Below are 20,504 nucleotides of genomic sequence, written 5' to 3'. Positions count from 1 at the left end.
TGCCTTATATATTGTAACCACATAATTTTCCTGATATAAATCATTTTTTTAATAGCCTGAATTGTTTCCGGACTTCATAGCTTTGCAGCCTGAAAAATTAAACTATTACAAACAAATGAAAAAATTAATCATTGCCGGTGCAGTTGCTGCCTTCGGATTAGTATCAGCTCAAAAAAACACCTTATTAGTTGGTGGGAATATTTCTTATGATAATACAGTTAAAAAGAATTTCTCTACTGCAGGAGATTTGAAAACTGACAATTTCGAATTTAATCCGATGGTTGGTTATCAGTTTGATGATCACTTTACAGTGGGGGTAAAATTTGGAGTTGGTTCTTCTAAGCAAGATTACAATGATACATATTTCAATGGTATGAATATGGTTACAAGTATTACAAATATCAAAACCAACAGTTTTACATATGGCGTTTTTGGTAGATATACAATGCCATTGAGCGAAACGTTCTCAGTTTTTGGAGATCTTGATGTATTATTTAACAACAGCAAATCAACCGTTTCAGCTCCTGGATATTCTTATTCCAATACTACTAAGTCAACAGGGTTTGGAATTGGTTTTACACCCAATCTTTTCATCAACTTCAAAAATTCTTTCGGGCTTAATTTCAATATCGGAGGAATCAGTTATCAATCAGAAAAAATTAAAGATTCTGACATGAAAACAAATACATTTGGATTTGGATTCGGGAAAGGAATTACAGTTGGGATTTCTAAAAACTTTGGTTTAAAATAATCAACTTATTTAATAAACTTAAACCGCAGATTACTCTGCGGTTTTTTATTTAACATACAATCTCATTTTTTGCTCATATTCCGGCTTCAGTTTTAAGAATTTCCAGATCTTTTTATCATCAGGATTTGTAATTCTGTAATAGATGATCCGGTCAGCGGAATATCGGAAATAGGGATGCGTTTTCAGCCATTCTTCTGGCGCCTCGGAAAGAGAATATTTGGCAACATTAGAATTATTGATTTGAACAGAATAAATTAATTTTTCGCCCATAGTTCTATCAATATCATAAGCCTCTAAAAGTTGTTGCTTGCTGATAAAACCGCCTAATTTTTTCCTGAAAGCTAAAATTCCTGCAGCATCTTTTTCAGAAAAGCCAAATTCACATAATTGTTTGAAATTAATTTGGTTAAGATCTATTTTCGCAAAATCGGTTTTTTCGGAAGCCATTGGTTTTTCTTCTTTCTTTTCAGGATAAGAAAGCTTGATCCATGGTTTCATTTCTCCAAATTTTTCTTCGGAAATAACAAAGCAATTCTGAATGTCTTCCAAAGATCTGAATGAGCCTTTAAGATTTTTATCCCGATAATTGACAATTACATTCGCTTGCTTCTCAGAAAATCCAAGTTGCTGCCATTCTTCTGCATTCAAAGAATTTGGATCGAAATAATGACTGACTTTTATGACCTCTTTCCTACTTGCATTTGCAAAGTTTCTGGCAAAAATCCCTGGGGTTTTGTCTTGTAAAATCAAATAAGGCAACATTTGTGAGAATTGCTCTTCATTGATGATAAAACATTCTTTCAGCTTTTCTTTGCTGATGAAACTTCCGCCGAGGTAATTTTTATATTTTAGAATTGCCACAGCCTGCTTATTGGAGAAACCTAAGCTTTCCCAATCCTTCTGAGAAAAATTATCAGGATTAAATTTTCCTTTGATAGTCAGTTTTTTCTTTTCGTAAGTTTTGAAACCGGAATTACTTTTCTGATTTTCGGAATTAGTTTCCGGAAGCAGGATATATCTTTCAAGGGATCGATATTTTTCTGCAGAAATAGCATAACATTTCCCGAATTGTTGCTTTGATTGGAAACTTCCGCCGATAATTTTTTTATACTTTAGAATTGTCTTGATTTGCCTATCTGTGAATCCCAGATTTGACCATTGCTTTTCATCCAGAACATTGGGATCGAATTCGGTTAAAATGATTTCAGATTTTGCCTCCGAAACAAATTGGATATCAGGAATTTTATAAACCTGATTTTTTTTGTAAATTAAAAATGATAATTGTAAAGCAATTATCAAGATTCCAAAAAAGATGAGGCTGTAAAATTGCCTTTTTCTGATTTGAAAAGGTAATTTTGGTTTCATATTGTGTTTTCGGCAAATATATAAAATGCCTGAAAATCCCTAACCAAATTATTAAAAAAAATTAATCGTTTAAAGAATTTTTTAATTTAAGCAGCTCAGCTTTAACAAACTCCAGACGATCAATAATAGTAATGGTTTCAGATATTCTGGAATTGGTTGTCAATGCGACTCTGGCACCGTCAAGCGTATAACCTTTCTCTTTTACGAGATGGTAGATAATCTTAAGGTTTTTAATGTCTTCCGGGGTAAAATAACGATTTCCCTTTTTATTTTTTTTCGGCTTGATAATAGGAAATTCCTGTTCCCAATAACGAATCAAGGAAGTGTTAACATCAAAAGCTTTGGCAACTTCGCCAATAGAATAATAAAGTTTGTCAGGAAGATTAAGTTTCATTGATTAAAATCGAATTCTCAAAGATAATTATTTTTAATTCGTTTATACAAATTGTAAATTGCGGTATTGGAAATTTTGTGGAATGAAAAGATATTTGAGATTTGGTTTGATAGGATTATTGTTGGTTTTGATGAATTGTCAGATTCACAATCATAAACAATTATTTAATGGTCAGCCAAAGTTAGTATCAAACCAGTTTACGTTTACCGAAGGACCGGCAACCGACAAATCGGGAAATATTTATTTTACAGATCAGCCCAATGATAAAATCTTTTTTTGGAATTGGAAAACCAATCAAGTTGAGCTGTTCCTTGATAAAACAGGAAGGGCAAACGGGACTTACTTTGATCAGAATGATAACCTGATCACTTGTTCTGATGAAAACGGCGAAATCTGGAAAATAGCTAAAAGCAAAAATGTCGAAGTTTTGTCCAAAGGCTTTAACAGCAAAAGATTGAATGGTCCAAATGATCTCTGGATAGACAATTTTGGCGGAATATATTTTACGGATCCTTTATATGAAAGAGATTATTGGAAGAGTTTCAAGCAAGAAATCCCTCAGAAAAATCTTTATTACAGAAAAAGCAATGGCGCGATTTCCAAACTCGATACTTTTGTTCAGCCCAACGGAATTATCGGAAGTGAAAGACTGAAAAAGCTTTTTGTTTCTGATATCGATGCCCGTAAAACTTATGTCTATGACATAGTTGGTGAAGGAAAATTATCGGAAAAGAAATTATTCTGTGAAATGGGTTCGGACGGAATGACTCTAGACAGCCAGGGAAATCTTTATCTGACAGGGAAAGGTGTTACGATTTTCAATCAAAAAGGAGAAAAAATTACGAACATCGCAATTCCTGAAGAATGGACATCCAATGTGACTTTCGGTGGGAAAAACAATTCTACTTTATTCATTACAGCTTCCAAATCTATTTATACTTTAGAAATGAATGTTACAGGAACCAAATAAAAATCGCTTATTAATAAGCGATTTCTATTTTTACTTTTTTACCTTTCAGTTTTTCGTTGGCCAATTGTTTGAGCAGGTCAATGGTTTTTTTCCGGTTTACAGCAACATAAGATGTAGTGTCTTTTACCTCGATCAGTCCAATGTCGTCTTTTTCAAGACCACCTTTTTTAATGAGATAACCAACAATATCCACTTTGTTGACCTTATCTTTTTTTCCGGCGCTGATGTATATCGTTTGATTCGGAGTTCGTTCAGGAACTTTATTAAAACCCGTTACATTTTCCTCTGGCGTATTATTTTTGATAAAAGGAAAATTCTCATCTTCCGTCATTATCAGATAAGCAGAACCTTTGGCGTTCATTCTTGCTGTTCGACCGTTTCTGTGGATGAAAGCGTCTTCTTTTGGCGGTAACTGGTAATGAACAATGGATTCTATCTCAGGAATATCCAAGCCTCGTGCAGCAAGATCTGTCGTAATCAGAATTCTGGCAGAATCATTTCGGAATTTTAAAAGAGCACGTTCTCTTTCGTCCTGCTCCATTCCACCATGGAAAGTTTCTCTGGCTATTCCCTTTTCTCTGAGAAGTTCAGAAATACGGTCAACTGCATCTCTGTGATTACAGAAAATCAGAGTTCTTTTATTTCCTATTTTACAGATTAAATTAAATAATATATTCAATTTTTCTTCCGGGATAGTCATTACTTTTTTTAGCTGAATATCTGGTTTGGTATCGTTAAGTTTAAGAAAATTAATAACTTTTTCATTCTTTAATCCTGTGAAACCCGGGATCTCGTCCATTGCAGTTGCAGAAGTCAGAATTCTCTGATTAACCTGGCTCAACGAATTAATGATGAAATCCATATCTTCCTGGAAACCTAACTCCAGAGCTTTATCGAACTCATCCAAAACCAAAGTCCGAATTGTTTCCGGATCAAAGTTGTTGTTTCTAAGATGATAAACAACCCGTCCCGGCGTGCCTATCAATACAGCAGGAGCTTCAATTAAATTATTAACTTCAATTTTTTTATCGTGCCCGCCATAACAAACGGATACTTTGAAATCGGTTCCCATCGCTTTGAAGACATGCTCAATCTGTAACGCTAATTCTCTTGCAGGAACTAGAATGAGTGTTTGGATTCCTTTAACATCAGATTTCAGATTTCTCAGAACCGGGAACAAAAACCCCAATGTTTTTCCGGAGCCTGTTGGTGATAGCAGAATAACATCATTTTGATTTTCAGATGCTTTGTAAATAGACTTCTGCATTTGATTCATATCCTGAATCTGCAGTTTTTTATAGATCGAATCTAATTCCATTCTGCAAAGATAATCATTTAGACAGGAGTTTTTTGTAATCGTTAAAGGCAGATGAAGAGTATAGTAAGTTCTGTAAATAGTTTATTTAGAAAAAAAATTATTTAATGATATCCAGTTCTATCTTATTATTATCTTTTTTTATCTGGTTTCTAAGACGCTCTTCCTGTTCCTTCGCAACTTTTGCAGAGTTGCCGTCTTTTCCTGTCAGTATAACGGTTGCTCCTCCCATCTGCAATTGTTTGATTCCTTTAGTCGGATCATTTTCATACTCTTTGACAACCTTCTGGAATTGTTTGGAATTAACGGCAATTTCTTTAGCCTCAAAAACATTGATATCAAGCTCTCCGGTTATATTTTTTATCCCTTTTAGTTCCAACTTGTGAGAACCGGTTTTGTCTTCAATCTTTACAATTAATCCCGGCAAACCGTGAAATTTATATGGTCCGTCCTGAATCGGAATCTCAGCGGAAAACCAAGCCGTCCAATGTCTTCCTGCAAAATCAGCTTCCGCTTTCTGAGCATTCCACTCTCCTATTTTTGCCTTTTCCGGTAATATTTTCCAGTTGATTTTTCGTTCATCAGAGATATTATAAGCATCCATAGATAACCTGCGATGCAGATTAATTTTATAATCGGGATAAGTTTTCGTTACTGAATATCTGACATTTCCTTTTCTCATATCTGATTTGACATTAATAGAGCCTGTTGCTTTCAACTGTCTTTCCAAATCAGCTTTCATTAATGAATCTGAATTAAATACCGTATAACTGTAGTATTTGGAACCATCTTTCGTTGTGTCTAGAAACATCATTTCAGTTTTAACATCTTCAATATTAGTTGAATCCGGGATAAACTTGTATTCGTAAATGAATCGTTTATTCTGGGCAATTGTTAAAATTCCTAAAATCAGAAATAAATTAATTAATAGTTTTTTCATAGTTATCAAATATTAAAAAAGCCGGCGAACCGGCTAAAGTGTATGAAAATAAAGTATTATTTTGTGACAACTTCAATTTTTCCAGTTCCGTTTGTTTTGAAAACGTTCATTGATGAAATTGTGCTTGGTTCAAGCTTCTGAAGCTCGGTTCTATCTACCTCTTTCCCATTGACATAAACCTTTATATTATCCATCGATTTATCAAGAACAAGCACTTGGCTTGCTTTATTGATTCTAAGTGATGGAGTAACATTTTTGTTGTAAACCATGGCTTTAGGAGAATCCAGGGTAGAATTAAAACTAATTCTCCAAGGATTGTTCTGCTGCATCTCCTTGTTCAATTCTCTTTGTTTTTCCTGGAGCTTCTTTTGTTCTTCCATCAGATCTTTCTGCTTTTCCTGAAGTTGTTTTCTCTTTTTCTCCATTTTTCTCAATTCTTTTGGAGATAATTTGGATTTTGCTTCATTAAAAAATTTATCATCAGAAAACTTGAAATTAAAATTAGTTGCCAAATCCTTGAACTCCGGAAAGTCACTTGCGTCAAATCCAAAAGCTATAGTTCCATCTGTAAAAGCATCTTTTCCATATTGGTCTTTTATGATTTTCTGAAAATCTTCTTCAGAAAGTTTACCATATTTTTCAGACGCTTCCTGAGCTCTTTTCTGAGCATCCTGAATCATTTTCTGAAATTCAGGCGAATTGACTTTAATTTGCATTTTTTCAGCCTGTTCCTGAGCATTCTTCAAATCTTTCTGGAACTTAGGAGAATTCATCATTCGCTCCGCAATTTTTGCCTGTTTCTCTGCAGTAGCAATTCTCTTTTTGAATTCCGGAGAATTGACCATAGCTTCAGCCTTTTTCGCAACTTTCTCAGCATCCGCGATTCTTTTCTTGAACTCTGGTGAGTCATACATTTTCGCCATTGCTTCCGAATGCTCTTCTAAGCCTTTGATATTTCTCTTGTAATTATCAGAATTTACAACATCATCCATCTGGTTTGAAAGCGATTGCATTTCATCTTCCAAAGCTTTATATTCCGGAGACTCTTCTTTTTTAGCTTTTTTCAAAGCTGATAATGCTTTGCTTTTTTCAGCCATTTTTTTGCTGATTGCCGACATTTTCAAATGATCTTCCTGCAAAGCATCAGAATAGGCTTTTGTTTGTCTCTGATGATTGCTTGCCAGACTATCAAATTCTGACTGTTTTGGCTGGATTGTATCCATTTTGATTTGTTTAACAGCGATCTCTATCGCCTTGTTCGTTTCTTTGATTTCTTTGTTTTTAGCATTGACCATATAGGCAAATACCATAAAAAATAAGATTGGTAATGCAAATAACTTGCGTGCATAGCTGTACTTGGTTTGATTTTTTGTAATCATTGTAAGTCTTTTTTTGAGGTTAGATGATAAAAAAGGACTTGTAACAGGCAAAACAGAACCCGAGAAATGACTCTCCAACAGCATCTGCGCAAATGCTTTTGTGTCCGATTTTTTGACTGCTTTGTTGTCCGCCAAGTATTCGTGAATAAGATTGATTTCTTTGTTGATAAAGTAAAACACAGGATTGAACCAGAAAATGGATTTCGCCAATTGCATCAGGAGTTTATCCCAGCTGTGTTTCTGTTCTATATGAACCATCTCGTGCTTCAGAATCTGCTGACCAACGGGAGAATTGATCTCTATTGATTTTTTCCAGAACAGGTTTCTGAAGAATGAAAACGGTGCATTATTAAGATTAGTCTGATAAAATTTGATTCCTTCGATAGTTTCATTCGGGAACTGATTTTTTATCGAATTGATTTTTAAAATTCCTTGTATTAATCGAATTAAAAGAGCGATTGAAACCACTCCAATAATTGTATAAAGAACTGAATAAATAGTGATATCATAGTTTGTAGTTTGAGGTTGGCTTTGATTGAATCCACTCAACAGCAGATACAAATTTTTGTTTGTTTCTATCGTAAAATAAGAAACTTTTACCAGAGGTAGAACCAGACTGATTATGACCAAAAATAAAAGATAAAATCTGTTATAATGATGAAAGGTCTTGTCCTTTAAAAACAAAAGATAATAAGCAAACATCACTGCTGAGCAGAGAATCATCTTGCCAAAATAAAGTAATATTGGTTCCATTATTCCTTGTTTTTAAGTTCGTTTAATAAAAGCTCCAAATCTTTCACACTGATTTCGTTTTCTTCTACCAAAAATGAAACAGCATTGGTGTATGAACCTTCAAAATAATTCTTAACCAGACTTCTGATAGACTTCCCACTGTAATTTTCTTTACTTATCAAAGGAAAATATTCGTGCTGTCTTCCAAAAGTTTTATAATTCACAAATCCTTTCTCCATCAATATTTTAAGAATCGTGGAAATCGTATTGGTATGCGGTTTTGGTTCAGGAAACAATTCTAAAACGTCTTTCAAGAATCCTTTCTCTATCTGCCAAAGGTACTGCATCACCTGTTCTTCTGCTTTGGTTAACTTATTCATATTCATTTACTTTAAAAACAATCAATCTTATATCACTAAAAACTTAGTAATACAAATGTAGGATTAATTTCAATTCATACAACTATTTTTTTAGTTAAAAGAAGTTAAAAAGCATAACTGATTGATTTTCAATTTATAAATTTAACAAAAGTACTGATTTCAAAAATTATTAAAATAATACTTGACTTGAGACGAATAAGCCGTATATTTGCAGTCCAATATCGCGAGGTAGAGCAGTAGGTAGCTCGTCGGGCTCATAACCCGGAGGTCGCACGTTCGAGTCGTGTCCTCGCAACCAGTTCAAGAGAATCACAATTGTGGTTCTCTTTTCTATTTATGGAAAAATTTGTTGTTTACATTTTATATTCAGAGAAATTTGACAGAACTTATACCGGTTTTACATCAAATCTTGTGGAAAGATTCAAATCACATAACGAATTAGGAACAAAAGGTTATACAATTAACTTTAGACCTTGGACTGTAATTCACGTAGAATTTTTCAAAGAAAAGAAAGATGCAATGAAAAGAGAAAAATTTTTAAAAACTGGACAAGGAAGATTATTCATTAAATCTTTGATTAAATAAATGGAGGGTTCATATCCGCCATAGGCGGGCGCACGTTCGAGTCGTGTCCTCGCAACCAGTTCAAGAGAATCACAATTGTGGTTCTCTTTTTTATTTTCAATAATTTAATCAGTAAAATCAAAATTAATTTGACTTGTATCAAAAAAGTCGTATATTTGCAGAACAATATCGCGAGGTAGAGCAGTAGGTAGCTCGTCGGGCTCATAACCCGGAGGTCGCACGTTCGAGTCGTGTCCTCGCAACCAGCTAAGAGAATCAATTATTTTGATTCTCTTTTTTTTATTTGAATCAATTCATACCTTTGACTATGGCAAAAATCTTAAAAATATATCCGCAAAATCCGCAAGAAAATTTAATAGACGAAGCCGTAAAAGTGCTTCAAAACGGTGGTGTTATCATTTATCCTTCGGATACGATTTATACGATTGGTTGTGACATCTATAATCACAAAGCAATGGAAAGACTGGCTCAGATCAAAGGAATTAAACTTGACAAGCAAAAATTTTCAATCATTTGTAATGACCTGAGTCACCTTTCAGAATTCACAAAGCCAATAGAAACTTCAACTTTCCGATTTTTGAAAACGCATCTCCCTGGTGCATTTACATTTATTTTAGAAGCTAACAGAAATCTTCCGACAGCTTACAAAGGCCACAAAACTGTTGGTATAAGAGTTCCGGATCATATTATTCCCCAAATGATTGTAGAGAAATTGGGACACCCGATCGTCTCCACTTCCATCCACGATGATGATGAGATTTTGGAATATTCTACAGACCCGGAACTGATTGCCGAGAAGTACGATAAATTGGTAGACTTGGTCATTGATTCTGGTTACGGAGACAACGTTGCTTCCACTATTGTGGATTTGACTTCCGGCGAACCGGAGATTATCAGACAAGGGAAAGGAATTCTGTAAAACTTCAAGAATCAAGTGAAAAGAATCAAGTCTGCGATAATCTCAGATTGACAACCAACAACTTTCAACTTATAACAAAAAATGAAATTCATAACATCGCCTGCGAAATTGATGAACATTGAGAATTCGACCGAATTTTTAAAAAACACAACGCCAAAATTCATCAAGGATTCAGAATTTATCCAATCTTTCTTAAAAGAAAAATCTCCAAAATTCTTAGCAGAATTAATGGAAATCTCTCCAAAATTGGCAGACGAAAATTGGGAACGCAACCAAAAGTGGTCATCAAAGCCGACAGCTAAAAACTCAGCGCCGGCAATGTTTGCTTTTACAGGAGAAGTTTATCGAGGTCTTGATGCGAAAACTTTGGATGAAAAAGCGGTAAAATATCTTGAAAAGAATTACAGAATCTTATCCGGACTTTACGGACTTTTAAAGCCTTCTGACAAAGTGATGTTGTATCGTTTGGAAATGGGAAGACCTTTCCAATTCGATTCTTATAAAAACCTGTATGAATTCTGGACTGATAAAATAACAGCGCAAATCAATTCTGAATTAAAAAAAGGCGAACCTTTGATTAACCTTGCGAGTACAGAGTATTTTAAGGTCATTGACAGAAAGCGATTGAAGTCCCAAATCATTGATTTCGAATTCAGGCAAATTCAACCTGACGGGAAGTTGAAAACGATTGTGGTTTATACCAAACACGCACGCGGATTAATGCTTCGTTTTTGTGCTGAAAATAACGTTCAGACTTTGGAGGAATTGAAAGCTTTCAATTATGAGAATTATTTGATTGATGAAAAGCTATCAACCGAAACTAATTTGGTTTTTACAAGGTAAATTATTGAATTATAAATCTCGCGGATTTTGCTGATTAGGCAAATTTAAAATATGAAAATTTCGGATCTTAAATTCCTTTTTCAAAACAAACTTTCAGAACTCTATTCAAAATCAGAAATAGAGGAATTGTTCTCTGTTTTTTGTGAGAATTATCTGGAATTGAATAGAATTGAATTAAGAATTAATCTAGATAATGATTTATCTGAAATTAAATCAAAGCAATTTTTAGAAGCTATTTCGGCATTGAAAACGGGAAAACCTTTTCAGCAGATTCTTGGTGAAACTGAGTTTTATGGAATGAAATTCTTTGTCAATGAGCACGTTTTGATTCCAAGACCAGAAACGGAGGAATTGCTGGAATTGGTGATTGAGACGATTAAAGATTTAAGGTTGAAGGTTGAAGGTTTAAAAATAATGGATATTGGAACCGGAAGCGGAATAATTCCAATTGTTTTGAAGAAATATTTTCCGGAAACTCAAGTTTCAGCCATTGATATTTCTGAAGATGCTTTGAAAATTGCTAAGAAAAACTCAGAGTTTCATAAAACAAAAATCAATTTTATTCAAAAAGACTATTTAAACGAAAGATTGAATGAAGTCTATGACATTATCATCAGCAATCCGCCTTATATCGGAATTGAAGAAAATATTGAAATTGAAGAATCAGTGAAAGGTTTTGAGCCTAATATTGCACTGTTCTCTCCTACTTCCGATGATTTGATTTTTTACAGAAAAATTGCAAAAGATTCTGAAAATCATCTTTCCGAAAACGGAATGATTTTTCTTGAAATCAATCAGAAACTAGGAAGAGAAACTTTGGAATTGTTTCAGAATTTCTCCGAGTCTATTCTCTTAAAAGATATTTCCGGAAACGACAGGATGATTTTTGCGAGAAAATAATTATGGAAATAAAGATTCACAATATTAACAATACGAAAATTGCCGAAGTAATATCCGACAAAATTATTATCAAATCCATTGATGACGGAACCGATTTAATTGGGAATTTGTATTATCAAGATTTTGGAAATGTAATTTTATACGAACAAAATATAAGTTCTGATTTTTTTGATTTAAAAACTAAAATTGCCGGAGAAATTTTACAAAAATTTTCAAATTACAGAATTCGGCTAGTTATCGTTGGGCATTTTGAGAAATACAATAGTAAAAGTTTGAGAGATTTTGTCTTAGAAAGCAACAAGTCAAGACATATAAACTTTGTAGAAACTTTTTCTGAAGCATTGGAAAAATTGGCATTATAATAAAACTTACACTGGTGATAGAATGACAAACGCCGAACATATCCCCGATGGTAGCGGCATCCTTTTTGTTTTGACGCTCGGTCGGCTCCGCTTCGCTCCGCCGCCTCACGTCAAAACAAAAAGATATAGCGAACAGCGGGTGAGAAATATCTGAAACTATGCCGAATGTTGTTGCTCCTAAAAATTATCCAATTCTTTTATTAATAAAAATCTGATAAGCCAAATAAATCAACGGCAAGGCCATAACGCCTAAATAAACCGCATTTTGCATTGCAAACTCAGGGTAAATAGCAACAGCATAAACCAATCCGAAAAATGCACCACCGAGATGTGCCGCATGACCAATGTTGTCGTTCATTCTTGGATTCAGCATCATATAGACAGAATATCCAAAGTATAAAGCGCCAAATAAATATCCCGGAAGAAAATTGACTTCTATCTCTTTTGGAGCTAAAGCCACAGCAGCAAACAAAACACCGGAAACTCCCCCACTCGCGCCAATGGCTGAATAAAACGGAACGTTTCTGTAATGATACAAACAGAACAGATTTCCTAGAATAATAGAGCCTAAATAAATAATCAAAAATCCGCCAACACCGAATCCTTCTAAAGCAATCGGTGCAAAGAAATACAGCGTCAACATATTGAAAAACAAATGCATAAAATCCGCGTGTAGAAAACCCGCAGAAAATAATCTGATGTATTCTTTACGTCTTTGAATGGCACCTACCTCAAATTTATACTTCTGAAATAACTCCGGTTTTTGAAATCCAATATAACTTGTGATGCAGGTTATTACAATTATGATTAATAAAACGATGTTCATTTTTTTGCTGAATTAAATTGTGTTCTTAATTTTCTTCCTCGTCAAAAAGACTTCCGATAGTTCCGCCTTCGTCATCCAGATCTACTTCCTGTTTTTCTTCAATTTCCGGTTCTTCTTCTATCACTTCTGGTGGTTCGGGAATTGTGATATTGATGGATTTGACTTTATCTTTTGTCAGTTGATTTCCAATGGCTTTGATTCCTTTAACTGTAATGAATTCATCCAGATCAACCGTTTCAGGCTCTTTTTGCTTGTCTTTGATTTTCGGGAATACGATCTCTGCAATGGCTCCAACTTCTGTCGTCACAAACTCGATAAAAGATTTTGGGTTTTCGTTGGCGAAGAAAGATTGAACATTAGGCGTGGCCTCCAAAAGGAACCGTTTTACAAAATATTTGTCCTTTTCACCATCAAAATAGATACAGGTAATTGGCTGTTCCGGTTTCCACTTTTCCAAAATCAGATAATCATCATCGAATCGATTCATCAGATCGAAAGAAACCAATTTGGCTTCGCCTTGGGAAGTTATCGTCAAAATCTTATCATCCCCTTTGAAGCTACCTAATAAAGTTCCTCTTCCATCCGCATTAAGACGTCTTACAGAATCGTCAAACCAAATTTTTCTAGGGGCCAAAGTCGATACGCCTTCTTCTTTCATATCCACTTTTTTCACGGCATATTTGGTAACCAAATTTCCTTTGGAGTCCCGACCTTTGATAGCCAGTTCAGAAAAATCAATATCGATTTTGTTCTTTCGGACTCTTGCATTAGGTTTTAGTAAAACAGAAACTACCTCGGCTTCACCATTCGGATTAGCTGAAAAATAAAGCATTTCTGATCCTTTTTTATCCGAAGCTAGTTTATAATCCGTATTTCTGGTAACACCGGTTACGGAGAAACGTTTCATATAATAAGGGCCTTCTCGCCCTTCGCGATAGATCATATTATAAACCGTACGTTTGTCGTTCTTTTTCCAGACTGCGACGTGCGTTATATTTTTCCCGATAAAAGTTTTTGGTTCTACTTTTACAACCTTCATTGTTCCGTCTTTTTGGAATGTGATAATATCGTCTATATCGGAACAATCAAAAAGATATTCGTCTTTTTTAAGTGATGTACCAATGAAACCTTCTTCTCTGTTGACATAAAATTTTTCATTAGCAACCGCTACTTTACTCGCATCGATTGTATCGAAAATCCTAAGCTCGGTTTTTCTTTCTTTTCCTTTTCCGTACTTCTTTTGGATATTGGTATAATAATCAATGGCATAAGTAATCAGGTTTTCCAAATGATGTTTTACCTGCTCAATCTTACCTTCTAATGCCAGAATATTTTCTTTGAATTTATCCAGGTCAAAACGGGAAATCCTCTTGATTCGGATCTCTGTTAGTTTTACGATATCTTCTTCTGTAACAGCTCTCAAAAGATGCTTTGTATGAGGTTTTAAGCCTTCATCAATCGTCTTGATAACATCTTCCCAGGATTTCACTTCTTCGATATCGTGATAGATTCTATTCTCTATAAAAATTCTTTCTAACGATGAAAAATGCCAGTTTTCCTGCAACTCGTGAAGTTCGATTTCCAATTCTTTTTTAAGAAGGGAAACCGTGTGATCTGTATTATGCTTCAGAATATCAGAAACTGATAAAAACATAGGTTTGTCACCAACAATCACACAGGCATTCGGAGAGATCGGAACTTCACAATCGGTAAAAGCATAAAGTGCATCAATCGTCTTATCAGGCGAGACATCCGGATGCAGATGAATATTAATCTCCACATTATCCGATGTATTATCTTCTATTTTCTTGATTTTGATTTTTCCTCTTTCATTGGCTTTCAAAATACTGTCGATAAGATCACCGGTATTTTTTGAAAAAGGAAGCTCAGTAATCGTCAATGTATGTTTATCCTTTTGGGAAATTCTGGCTCTTGCCCTGATTTTTCCACCTCTGTGTCCATCGTTATAATTGGAAACATCCAGCATCCCTGCAGTCAAAAAATCCGGAAATAACTCAAATTTTTTCCCTTTAAGATAAAGAACAGAAGCGTTAATTAATTCATTGAAATTATGAGGCATTATTTTCGTAGAAAGCCCAACTCCAATCCCTTCAACGCCTTGTGCTAAAAGCAATGGAAACTTGACAGGAAGGTCAATCGGCTCATTATTTCTACCGTCGTAAGATTTAGTCCAATGAGTTGTTTTGGGGTTGAAGACAACATCCAGAGCAAATGGCGTCAATCTGGCTTCAATATATCTCGCAGCTGCAGCAGAATCACCTGTATAGATATTCCCCCAGTTTCCCTGAGTATCAATCAATAATTCTTTCTGTCCAATCTGAACCATCGCATCCGTAATAGAAGCGTCACCATGCGGGTGATATTTCATCGTGTTGCCTACTATATTCGCAACTTTGTTATAACGCCCATCTTCCAGCTCCCGCATAGAGTGCATAATCCTACGCTGAACCGGCTTGAATCCGTCAAAAATAGAGGGAATTGCCCTGTCGAGGATTACATAAGATGCATAATCTAAAAACCAATCTTTATACAGCCCCGATACTTTTTTCAGGCTTTCTTCGTGATGTGTACTTTCTTCCATTAATCTGTAACTGTATTATCTTCGTGTTCGTGGCGAATTTCTTTATTGGTTTTAACGACTTTGTTTAAAGAAAACTTTAAATCCTTTACTTGTCTTGTATTGAGATAAGAAACATCATATTTCAGTATAATGATATGATTTTTTTTGCTGGTAATATAAACATACAATCTTTTGAAAATCAAACCATTAACAACGTTATACTTTATTAATTTATATTTTGGAAACTCATCTTTGAGATTCTTTTTTGAAAGTAAATACAAAATGTGGCTGTTCCTAAAATTAAGCGCTTCTCCATCACTGTCATATTCAAAAACGGGTCTTCCTAATAAATAGAGCAGTAAAAATAATAACGAAGGAATTGCCAATAAAATCCACGCTTTTTTTCCAAAAATATCAAATTTACTGATTTCAAGTATGTAAGCAATAACACCCAAAATAAAAACTATCCCTACAAGAGAGTATATAAAGCTATATAACGGTGTATTATTTCTGTTGCTTAATCTCATTTGTTTGTGTTTCGGTTTGGTTATGTTTCTTTTATGCCTCTATCATTGTTTTTTTCTTATCTATATTGGAATCATCCTCAACAACCAGATTATCCAGAATGAACAGTTGTCTGTCCGGTGTATTTTTACCCATGTAAAATTCCAGTATCTGATCAATTGTCTGATCTTTCCCTACAACAACAGGCTCCAACCTGATATCCTTTCCGATAAAATGCTTGAATTCATCAGGAGAAATTTCACCCAAACCTTTGAATCGGGTAATCTCAGGATTTTTACCGAGTTCGTCTAAAGCTTTCAATCTTTCGGCATCGGAATAGCAATATCTAGTTTCTTTTTTATTTCTAACCCGGAAAAGTGGCGTCTGCAAAATATACAAATGTCCATTCTTTATCAAATCAGGAAAAAACTGAAGAAAAAAAGTAATCATCAACAAACGGATGTGCATCCCGTCCACATCGGCATCGGTTGCAATAATCACGTGATTGTAACGCAGATCTTCCAAGCTTTCTTCGATGTTAAGAGCAGCTTGAAGAAGATTGAACTCTTCGTTTTCATAAACTACTTTTTTCGTCAATCCATAACAATTAAGCGGCTTTCCTTTCAAAGAAAAAACAGCCTGTGTTTCTACATCTCTGGATTTGGTAATAGAACCCGAAGCCGAATCTCCCTCGGTAATGAAAATCATTGTTTCTGATTTTCTTGCCGCTTTCTGATCATTATAATGATGACGGCAATCTCTCAGTTTTTTATTATGAAGCGATACTTTTTTTGCTCTTTCCCTAGCCAATTTCTGGATTCCTGATAATTCTTTTCTTTCTCTTTCCGAGATCATAATTTTTCTGAGAATCGCTTCTGCAACTTCAGGATTTTTATGTAGAAAATTATCCAGTTTATTTTTCAGGAAATCGATAACGAAAGTTCTCACCGTAACTCCGCCAGGCTCGATTTCATTTGATCCTAATTTAGTTTTAGTCTGAGATTCGAAAACCGGTTCTATAACTTTAACCGAAACTGCTGCAATAATCGATTTTCTGATATCAGCTGCTTCAAAGTTTTTATTATAGAATTCTCTTATCGTTTTTACAAAAGCCTCTCGAAAAGCGTTAAGGTGCGTCCCGCCTTGCGTTGTATTCTGTCCATTAACAAAGGAGAAATAAGTTTCGGTTTGTGATTTGTCAGAGTGTGTGATTGCAACTTCGATATCCTCATCTTTCAGGTGGATAATCGGATAAAGAATTTCACTTTCCAATTCTTCTTCCAAAAGGTCTCTCAATCCATTTTCTGAATAGAACTTTTCACCATTGAAAACAATCGTTAATCCGGGATTAAGATATGCATAATTACGCAACATCCGCTCCACATATTCTTTCCGGAATTTGAAATTAAGAAAAATGTCACCGTCCGGTATGAAGCTGATTTCGGTTCCGTTTCTGTCAGAAGAATCGGTTTCCGGATAATCGGTTTTGATCACACCTCTGGAGAACTCTGCCATTTTCATACGTCCTTCCCGCACGGACTTTACCCGGAAAAAATCAGACAACGCATTAACAGCTTTTGTACCGACACCATTAAGTCCGACAGATTTTTTAAAAGCCTTGCTGTCGTATTTACCACCGGTATTCATTTTAGAAACAGCATCCACCACTTTTCCCAAAGGAATTCCACGTCCGAAATCTCTAATGGAAACCTTACCGTCATCCATTTTGATTTCGATACGTTTCCCGGCTTTCATGACAAATTCGTCGATAGAATTATCAATAATTTCTTTGAGAAGAATATAAATCCCATCATCTGCAGAAGAACCATCGCCTAGTTTTCCGATATACATCCCGGGACGCAATCTGATATGTTCTTGCCAATCGAGCGTACGGATATTATCTTCGGAATAATTTACAGGATTAATTTCACTCATAGTTTTTGAATTTCTGGAAACATTGAACCGTTAAAAATCGGTAACTCACAAATTTAACGAAATCGATTTTAATCTGAAAACTTTGTTGGTAATTTTTTAATAACATTTTTTCGAAAATACCATAAAAAAAGCTGGACTTTTATCCAACTTTTATGCTCTATATTTTAAAGGTTAATTTCAATTTCCGTCAATCAAATCACCCAGTTTTCCCAAAATACTTCCTTCTTCTTTTCTTGTCCCACTGCCATATTGAAGAATTTTTCCTGCTAACCGGCTGATCGGTAAAGTTTGGATCCAGACTTTTCCAGGCCCACGAAGCTGAGCAAAGAACAATCCCTCTCCTCCGAAAAGCGTGTTCTTGATCCCACCAACAAACTGGATATCATAGGAAACAGATTGCGTGAAAGCTACGATGCATCCTGTATCGATTTTCAAAATCTCTCCAGGCTGGAGTTCTTTTTCCATCACATAACCGCCGCTATGAACGAAACACATCCCGTCACCTTCCAGTTTTTGCATGATAAAACCTTCACCGCCAAAAAGCCCTGTTCCAAGTTTTCTTTGAAATTCGATTCCGATCGATACACCTTTAGCAGCACAAAGAAAACTGTCTTTCTGGCAAATGATTTTCTCCGCGTAGTCTGACAAATTGAGCGGAATAATTTTCCCGGTATAAGGTGCAGCAAAGGAAACTTGTCTTTTCTGCCCGGAAGTGTTGGTAAAAACCGTCATAAAGAGACTTTCTCCGGTCAGCATCCTTCTCCCGGCCGTAAACAATTTGTTCATCAATCCGGAATTACTTCCGTCCCCAAAAAGCGTTTCCATTTTGATACCGTCATTCATCATCATAAAACTTCCTGGTTCTGCAATGACAGCTTCATTCGGATCCAATTCAATTTCTACACATTGTAATTCTTCTCCGTAGATTTTATAGTCGATTTCGTGATTTTTCATTGTTCTTATTTTTAGAGAATTAGTTCTGAGAGAATAAAAAATGTTACAAAAAAAGCTTCCTTTTCGGAAGCTTAGTATTATTTTTTAATTAGTTTTCTAGAAATAATATTGTTACCTGAATAGACATTGATGATATATTGACCTTCAGAAAGATTTCTGACATCAATTTCTGATGCTTTTACTTCTTTCACAATCTTACCAGACATATCAAAAATCCTTACGTTATCTATATTTTTGAGTCCTGAAATTTTAACTAAGTCTGTTGCAGGATTCGGCAAAACCTTGAGTAACAAAACCGCAGATTCCGAAACAGCCATTCCTGCATTATCCATTATTTCGACATCATCTATTCCTATATAGAAAATGTCTTCGCAGTCATAATGCCTGAAAATTACTTTAACAGCTTGCCCGGCAAAAGATGAAATATCGATATGAACAGCTTTAGCTACATCTACATATCCGGCATCAAAAGTTTCTTCAAAAACCGGAATTTCTGTTCCTGTAAAGGTAGAATTTGCAGGAATCACATATACCGCGTAGTGTTCTTCAAATAGTTCAGAATCACCTGCTGCCGCTTTAAATGACAACGATAAAGAGCTAGAGTTCGGAAGAGTAATAACCGGACTTTCCAAAACATTATCCGGAGTAAAAGCTTCCAGATACCAGGAAAAAGATACTGCAAGATTACCGCTGAAATTCGGTAACTCATTGAGTTCAGCATTCAGTATTTCCCAGTTTTCACCATCACCATCTCTGTCATACAACTTCCATAATGCTACAGATTCTTCATTTTCAAAATCTTCTTTAAAAACAGTAGTTTGAGCATAACTATAAAAAACTGAAATGAAAGTTGAAGCAAGTAGTAATTTTTTTACCATAATTATTTTTATTAAAAATTTTGCTAAAGCTACTAACAAAAACACTTCCAATATTGGAAGTGTTTGATATTTTATAAAAAAAGTTTTTATTGAATCATCACTTTTCCCTTCCAGGATTTGCCCTGGCTTGTAATTGTGTAAAAGAGGATTTTATTCTTGATAATATTTTTAAGGGAAAAACTCTGTTTTCCTTTGACATTAACTTCTTCAATCAACCTTCCTGTAGATTCGTAAAAAGTGACTTTATAATCCTGTGATAGATTTCCTAAAACCTTAAAATCACTATTTAATTTGGAGTAATACAAGGTTAAATTTTTGTCAATAGAATTCTCAGAAGTTCCAAGTAATATGAATTGGCTATCACAAGATTTCCCCACAGTATCTTCGAAGCAGTCTAACCAATAAGCTCCGATTTCAAATGGATGACCGGCAGGCCTTGAAAACAATCCTGATTGTGAACCAATTCCTTCATAAATATTATTATAATCTGACTTAAAAGTCTTCACATTATCTTTACCAAACACAGAACCCGACACGACATCATCGATAGTAACAGGATAATTATAAAAACCCCATCTAAAGTTGCTATCGATAACATCTCCTTTTTGCGCAGAAAAATCATACAATAATTTATCTGTATTTGTAACGGGATCTAAAATATATACTTTTTTGGTAGCGGTATCTTCGCGCATCAGGCATTCAAATACATCCGGATTATTTGTATTCGGCTCACCATTCCCAAATGGACCATAAGAATTGATATGATATAAATTAGAATAAATTTTTTTATAAGTAACACCAGAAATAGTTGTCTCACCATTTATAAAAATATAATATGCTCTAAACTGAGCATTACAAATATCACAATATCCCTCACGATAGTAAACCCACCATTTATTTCCTTCTTTTAACAGAGGCGTATAGGTTTGTGAAAACACGGTAAAGAATGCGAATAAAAATAAAATTAGTAGATTTTTTCTCATAATTAATA

20 protein-coding genes and 2 tRNA genes are annotated in these 20,504 nt (G+C 34.8%); 9 read left to right on the top strand and 13 right to left on the bottom strand.

The window, feature by feature from the left end; all coding sequences use genetic code 11:
* Window positions 1–115: 115 nt before the first annotated feature.
* On the top strand, window positions 116–751 hold the full coding sequence (locus QOL71_RS09935; protein WP_283416770.1) for an outer membrane beta-barrel protein: 636 nt from the start codon (window positions 116–118) through the stop codon (window positions 749–751).
* A 45-nt stretch (window positions 752–796) separates the two neighbouring features.
* On the opposite strand, the gene QOL71_RS09930 is transcribed toward QOL71_RS09935, so the two are convergent.
* Window positions 797–2,116, bottom strand: coding sequence for a ComEA family DNA-binding protein (locus QOL71_RS09930; RefSeq protein ID WP_283416769.1), 1,320 nt, complete (start codon window positions 2,114–2,116; stop codon window positions 797–799).
* Window positions 2,117–2,177: 61 nt separating this feature from the next.
* Window positions 2,178–2,510 (bottom strand): MerR family transcriptional regulator, encoded by a 333-nt coding sequence (locus QOL71_RS09925; protein WP_283416768.1) that lies wholly within the window; start codon window positions 2,508–2,510, stop codon window positions 2,178–2,180.
* Between the two features lie 82 nt (window positions 2,511–2,592).
* On the opposite strand from QOL71_RS09925, the gene QOL71_RS09920 reads away from it, so the two are divergent.
* A complete protein-coding gene (locus QOL71_RS09920) occupies window positions 2,593–3,480 on the top strand; it encodes an SMP-30/gluconolactonase/LRE family protein (RefSeq protein ID WP_283416767.1) in 888 nt (295 codons plus the stop codon).
* A gap of 10 nt (window positions 3,481–3,490) precedes the next feature.
* Here the strand turns inward: QOL71_RS09920 and QOL71_RS09915 are convergent, their stop codons facing one another.
* The 4 genes from QOL71_RS09915 to QOL71_RS09900 form a co-directional block, all read right to left on the bottom strand.
* Window positions 3,491–4,798: a DEAD/DEAH box helicase gene (locus QOL71_RS09915; protein ID WP_283416766.1), complete on the bottom strand. Its 1,308-nt coding sequence runs from the start codon at window positions 4,796–4,798 to the stop codon at window positions 3,491–3,493.
* Window positions 4,799–4,895: 97 nt separating this feature from the next.
* The gene (locus QOL71_RS09910) at window positions 4,896–5,735 is read right to left on the bottom strand and encodes a GLPGLI family protein (RefSeq protein ID WP_283416765.1); all 840 of its coding nucleotides are present in this window, start codon (window positions 5,733–5,735) and stop codon (window positions 4,896–4,898) included.
* 56 nt (window positions 5,736–5,791) lie between these two features.
* On the bottom strand, window positions 5,792–7,867 hold the full coding sequence (locus tag QOL71_RS09905; RefSeq protein ID WP_283416764.1) for a M56 family metallopeptidase: 2,076 nt from the start codon (window positions 7,865–7,867) through the stop codon (window positions 5,792–5,794).
* Window positions 7,867–8,232 (bottom strand): BlaI/MecI/CopY family transcriptional regulator, encoded by a 366-nt coding sequence (locus tag QOL71_RS09900; protein ID WP_120212899.1) that lies wholly within the window; start codon window positions 8,230–8,232, stop codon window positions 7,867–7,869. The genes QOL71_RS09905 and QOL71_RS09900 overlap by 1 nt, the downstream gene beginning before the upstream one ends.
* Window positions 8,233–8,448: 216 nt before the next feature.
* Here QOL71_RS09900 and QOL71_RS09895 point away from each other — a divergent pair.
* From QOL71_RS09895 to QOL71_RS09865, 7 genes are all read left to right on the top strand, one after another.
* Window positions 8,449–8,524: transfer RNA gene (locus QOL71_RS09895), tRNA-Met, on the top strand.
* Between the two features lie 38 nt (window positions 8,525–8,562).
* The gene (locus QOL71_RS09890; protein WP_283416763.1) at window positions 8,563–8,811 is read left to right on the top strand and encodes a GIY-YIG nuclease family protein; all 249 of its coding nucleotides are present in this window, start codon (window positions 8,563–8,565) and stop codon (window positions 8,809–8,811) included.
* A gap of 169 nt (window positions 8,812–8,980) precedes the next feature.
* Window positions 8,981–9,056: transfer RNA gene (locus QOL71_RS09885), tRNA-Met, on the top strand.
* Window positions 9,057–9,118: 62 nt separating this feature from the next.
* Window positions 9,119–9,730, top strand: coding sequence for an L-threonylcarbamoyladenylate synthase (locus tag QOL71_RS09880; RefSeq protein WP_283416762.1), 612 nt, complete (start codon window positions 9,119–9,121; stop codon window positions 9,728–9,730).
* Window positions 9,731–9,811: 81 nt separating this feature from the next.
* Window positions 9,812–10,573, top strand: coding sequence for a peroxide stress protein YaaA (gene yaaA, locus QOL71_RS09875; RefSeq protein WP_283416761.1), 762 nt, complete (start codon window positions 9,812–9,814; stop codon window positions 10,571–10,573).
* Window positions 10,574–10,624: 51 nt separating this feature from the next.
* On the top strand, window positions 10,625–11,473 hold the full coding sequence (gene prmC / locus QOL71_RS09870) for a peptide chain release factor N(5)-glutamine methyltransferase (RefSeq protein ID WP_283416760.1): 849 nt from the start codon (window positions 10,625–10,627) through the stop codon (window positions 11,471–11,473).
* Between the two features lie 2 nt (window positions 11,474–11,475).
* Window positions 11,476–11,835 carry a DUF4180 domain-containing protein gene (locus QOL71_RS09865; protein WP_283416759.1) on the top strand — a complete coding sequence of 120 codons (360 nt, stop codon included), beginning with the start codon at window positions 11,476–11,478 and terminating at the stop codon, window positions 11,833–11,835.
* 184 nt (window positions 11,836–12,019) lie between these two features.
* On the opposite strand, the gene QOL71_RS09860 is transcribed toward QOL71_RS09865, so the two are convergent.
* The 7 genes from QOL71_RS09860 to QOL71_RS09830 all read right to left on the bottom strand — a co-directional run bounded on the left by QOL71_RS09860 (window position 12,020) and on the right by QOL71_RS09830 (window position 20,496).
* Window positions 12,020–12,661 carry a rhomboid family intramembrane serine protease gene (locus QOL71_RS09860; RefSeq protein WP_283416758.1) on the bottom strand — a complete coding sequence of 214 codons (642 nt, stop codon included), beginning with the start codon at window positions 12,659–12,661 and terminating at the stop codon, window positions 12,020–12,022.
* Window positions 12,662–12,686: 25 nt separating this feature from the next.
* A complete protein-coding gene (locus QOL71_RS09855; protein WP_283416757.1) occupies window positions 12,687–15,263 on the bottom strand; it encodes a DNA gyrase/topoisomerase IV subunit A in 2,577 nt (858 codons plus the stop codon).
* The gene (locus QOL71_RS09850) at window positions 15,263–15,769 is read right to left on the bottom strand and encodes a hypothetical protein (RefSeq protein ID WP_283416756.1); all 507 of its coding nucleotides are present in this window, start codon (window positions 15,767–15,769) and stop codon (window positions 15,263–15,265) included. Before QOL71_RS09850 ends, QOL71_RS09855 begins: the two co-directional genes overlap by 1 nt.
* A gap of 31 nt (window positions 15,770–15,800) precedes the next feature.
* Complete coding sequence (locus QOL71_RS09845) at window positions 15,801–17,681, bottom strand: DNA topoisomerase IV subunit B (RefSeq protein ID WP_283416755.1); 1,881 nt, start codon at window positions 17,679–17,681, stop codon at window positions 15,801–15,803.
* A 177-nt stretch (window positions 17,682–17,858) separates the two neighbouring features.
* Window positions 17,859–18,635 carry a TIGR00266 family protein gene (locus tag QOL71_RS09840; protein ID WP_283416754.1) on the bottom strand — a complete coding sequence of 259 codons (777 nt, stop codon included), beginning with the start codon at window positions 18,633–18,635 and terminating at the stop codon, window positions 17,859–17,861.
* A gap of 77 nt (window positions 18,636–18,712) precedes the next feature.
* Window positions 18,713–19,513 (bottom strand): T9SS-dependent choice-of-anchor J family protein, encoded by an 801-nt coding sequence (locus QOL71_RS09835; protein WP_283416753.1) that lies wholly within the window; start codon window positions 19,511–19,513, stop codon window positions 18,713–18,715.
* 86 nt (window positions 19,514–19,599) lie between these two features.
* Window positions 19,600–20,496 (bottom strand): hypothetical protein, encoded by an 897-nt coding sequence (locus QOL71_RS09830; RefSeq protein ID WP_283416752.1) that lies wholly within the window; start codon window positions 20,494–20,496, stop codon window positions 19,600–19,602.
* Window positions 20,497–20,504 lie beyond the last annotated feature (8 nt).

The sequence above is a fragment of the Epilithonimonas pallida genome (assembly GCF_900182975.1).
In the GTDB taxonomy this organism is placed as follows: Bacteria; Bacteroidota; Bacteroidia; order Flavobacteriales; family Weeksellaceae; genus Epilithonimonas; species Epilithonimonas pallida.
The sequence above is the reverse complement of the archived record's forward strand: the minus strand, read 5'-3'. Positions and strand labels throughout refer to the sequence as shown.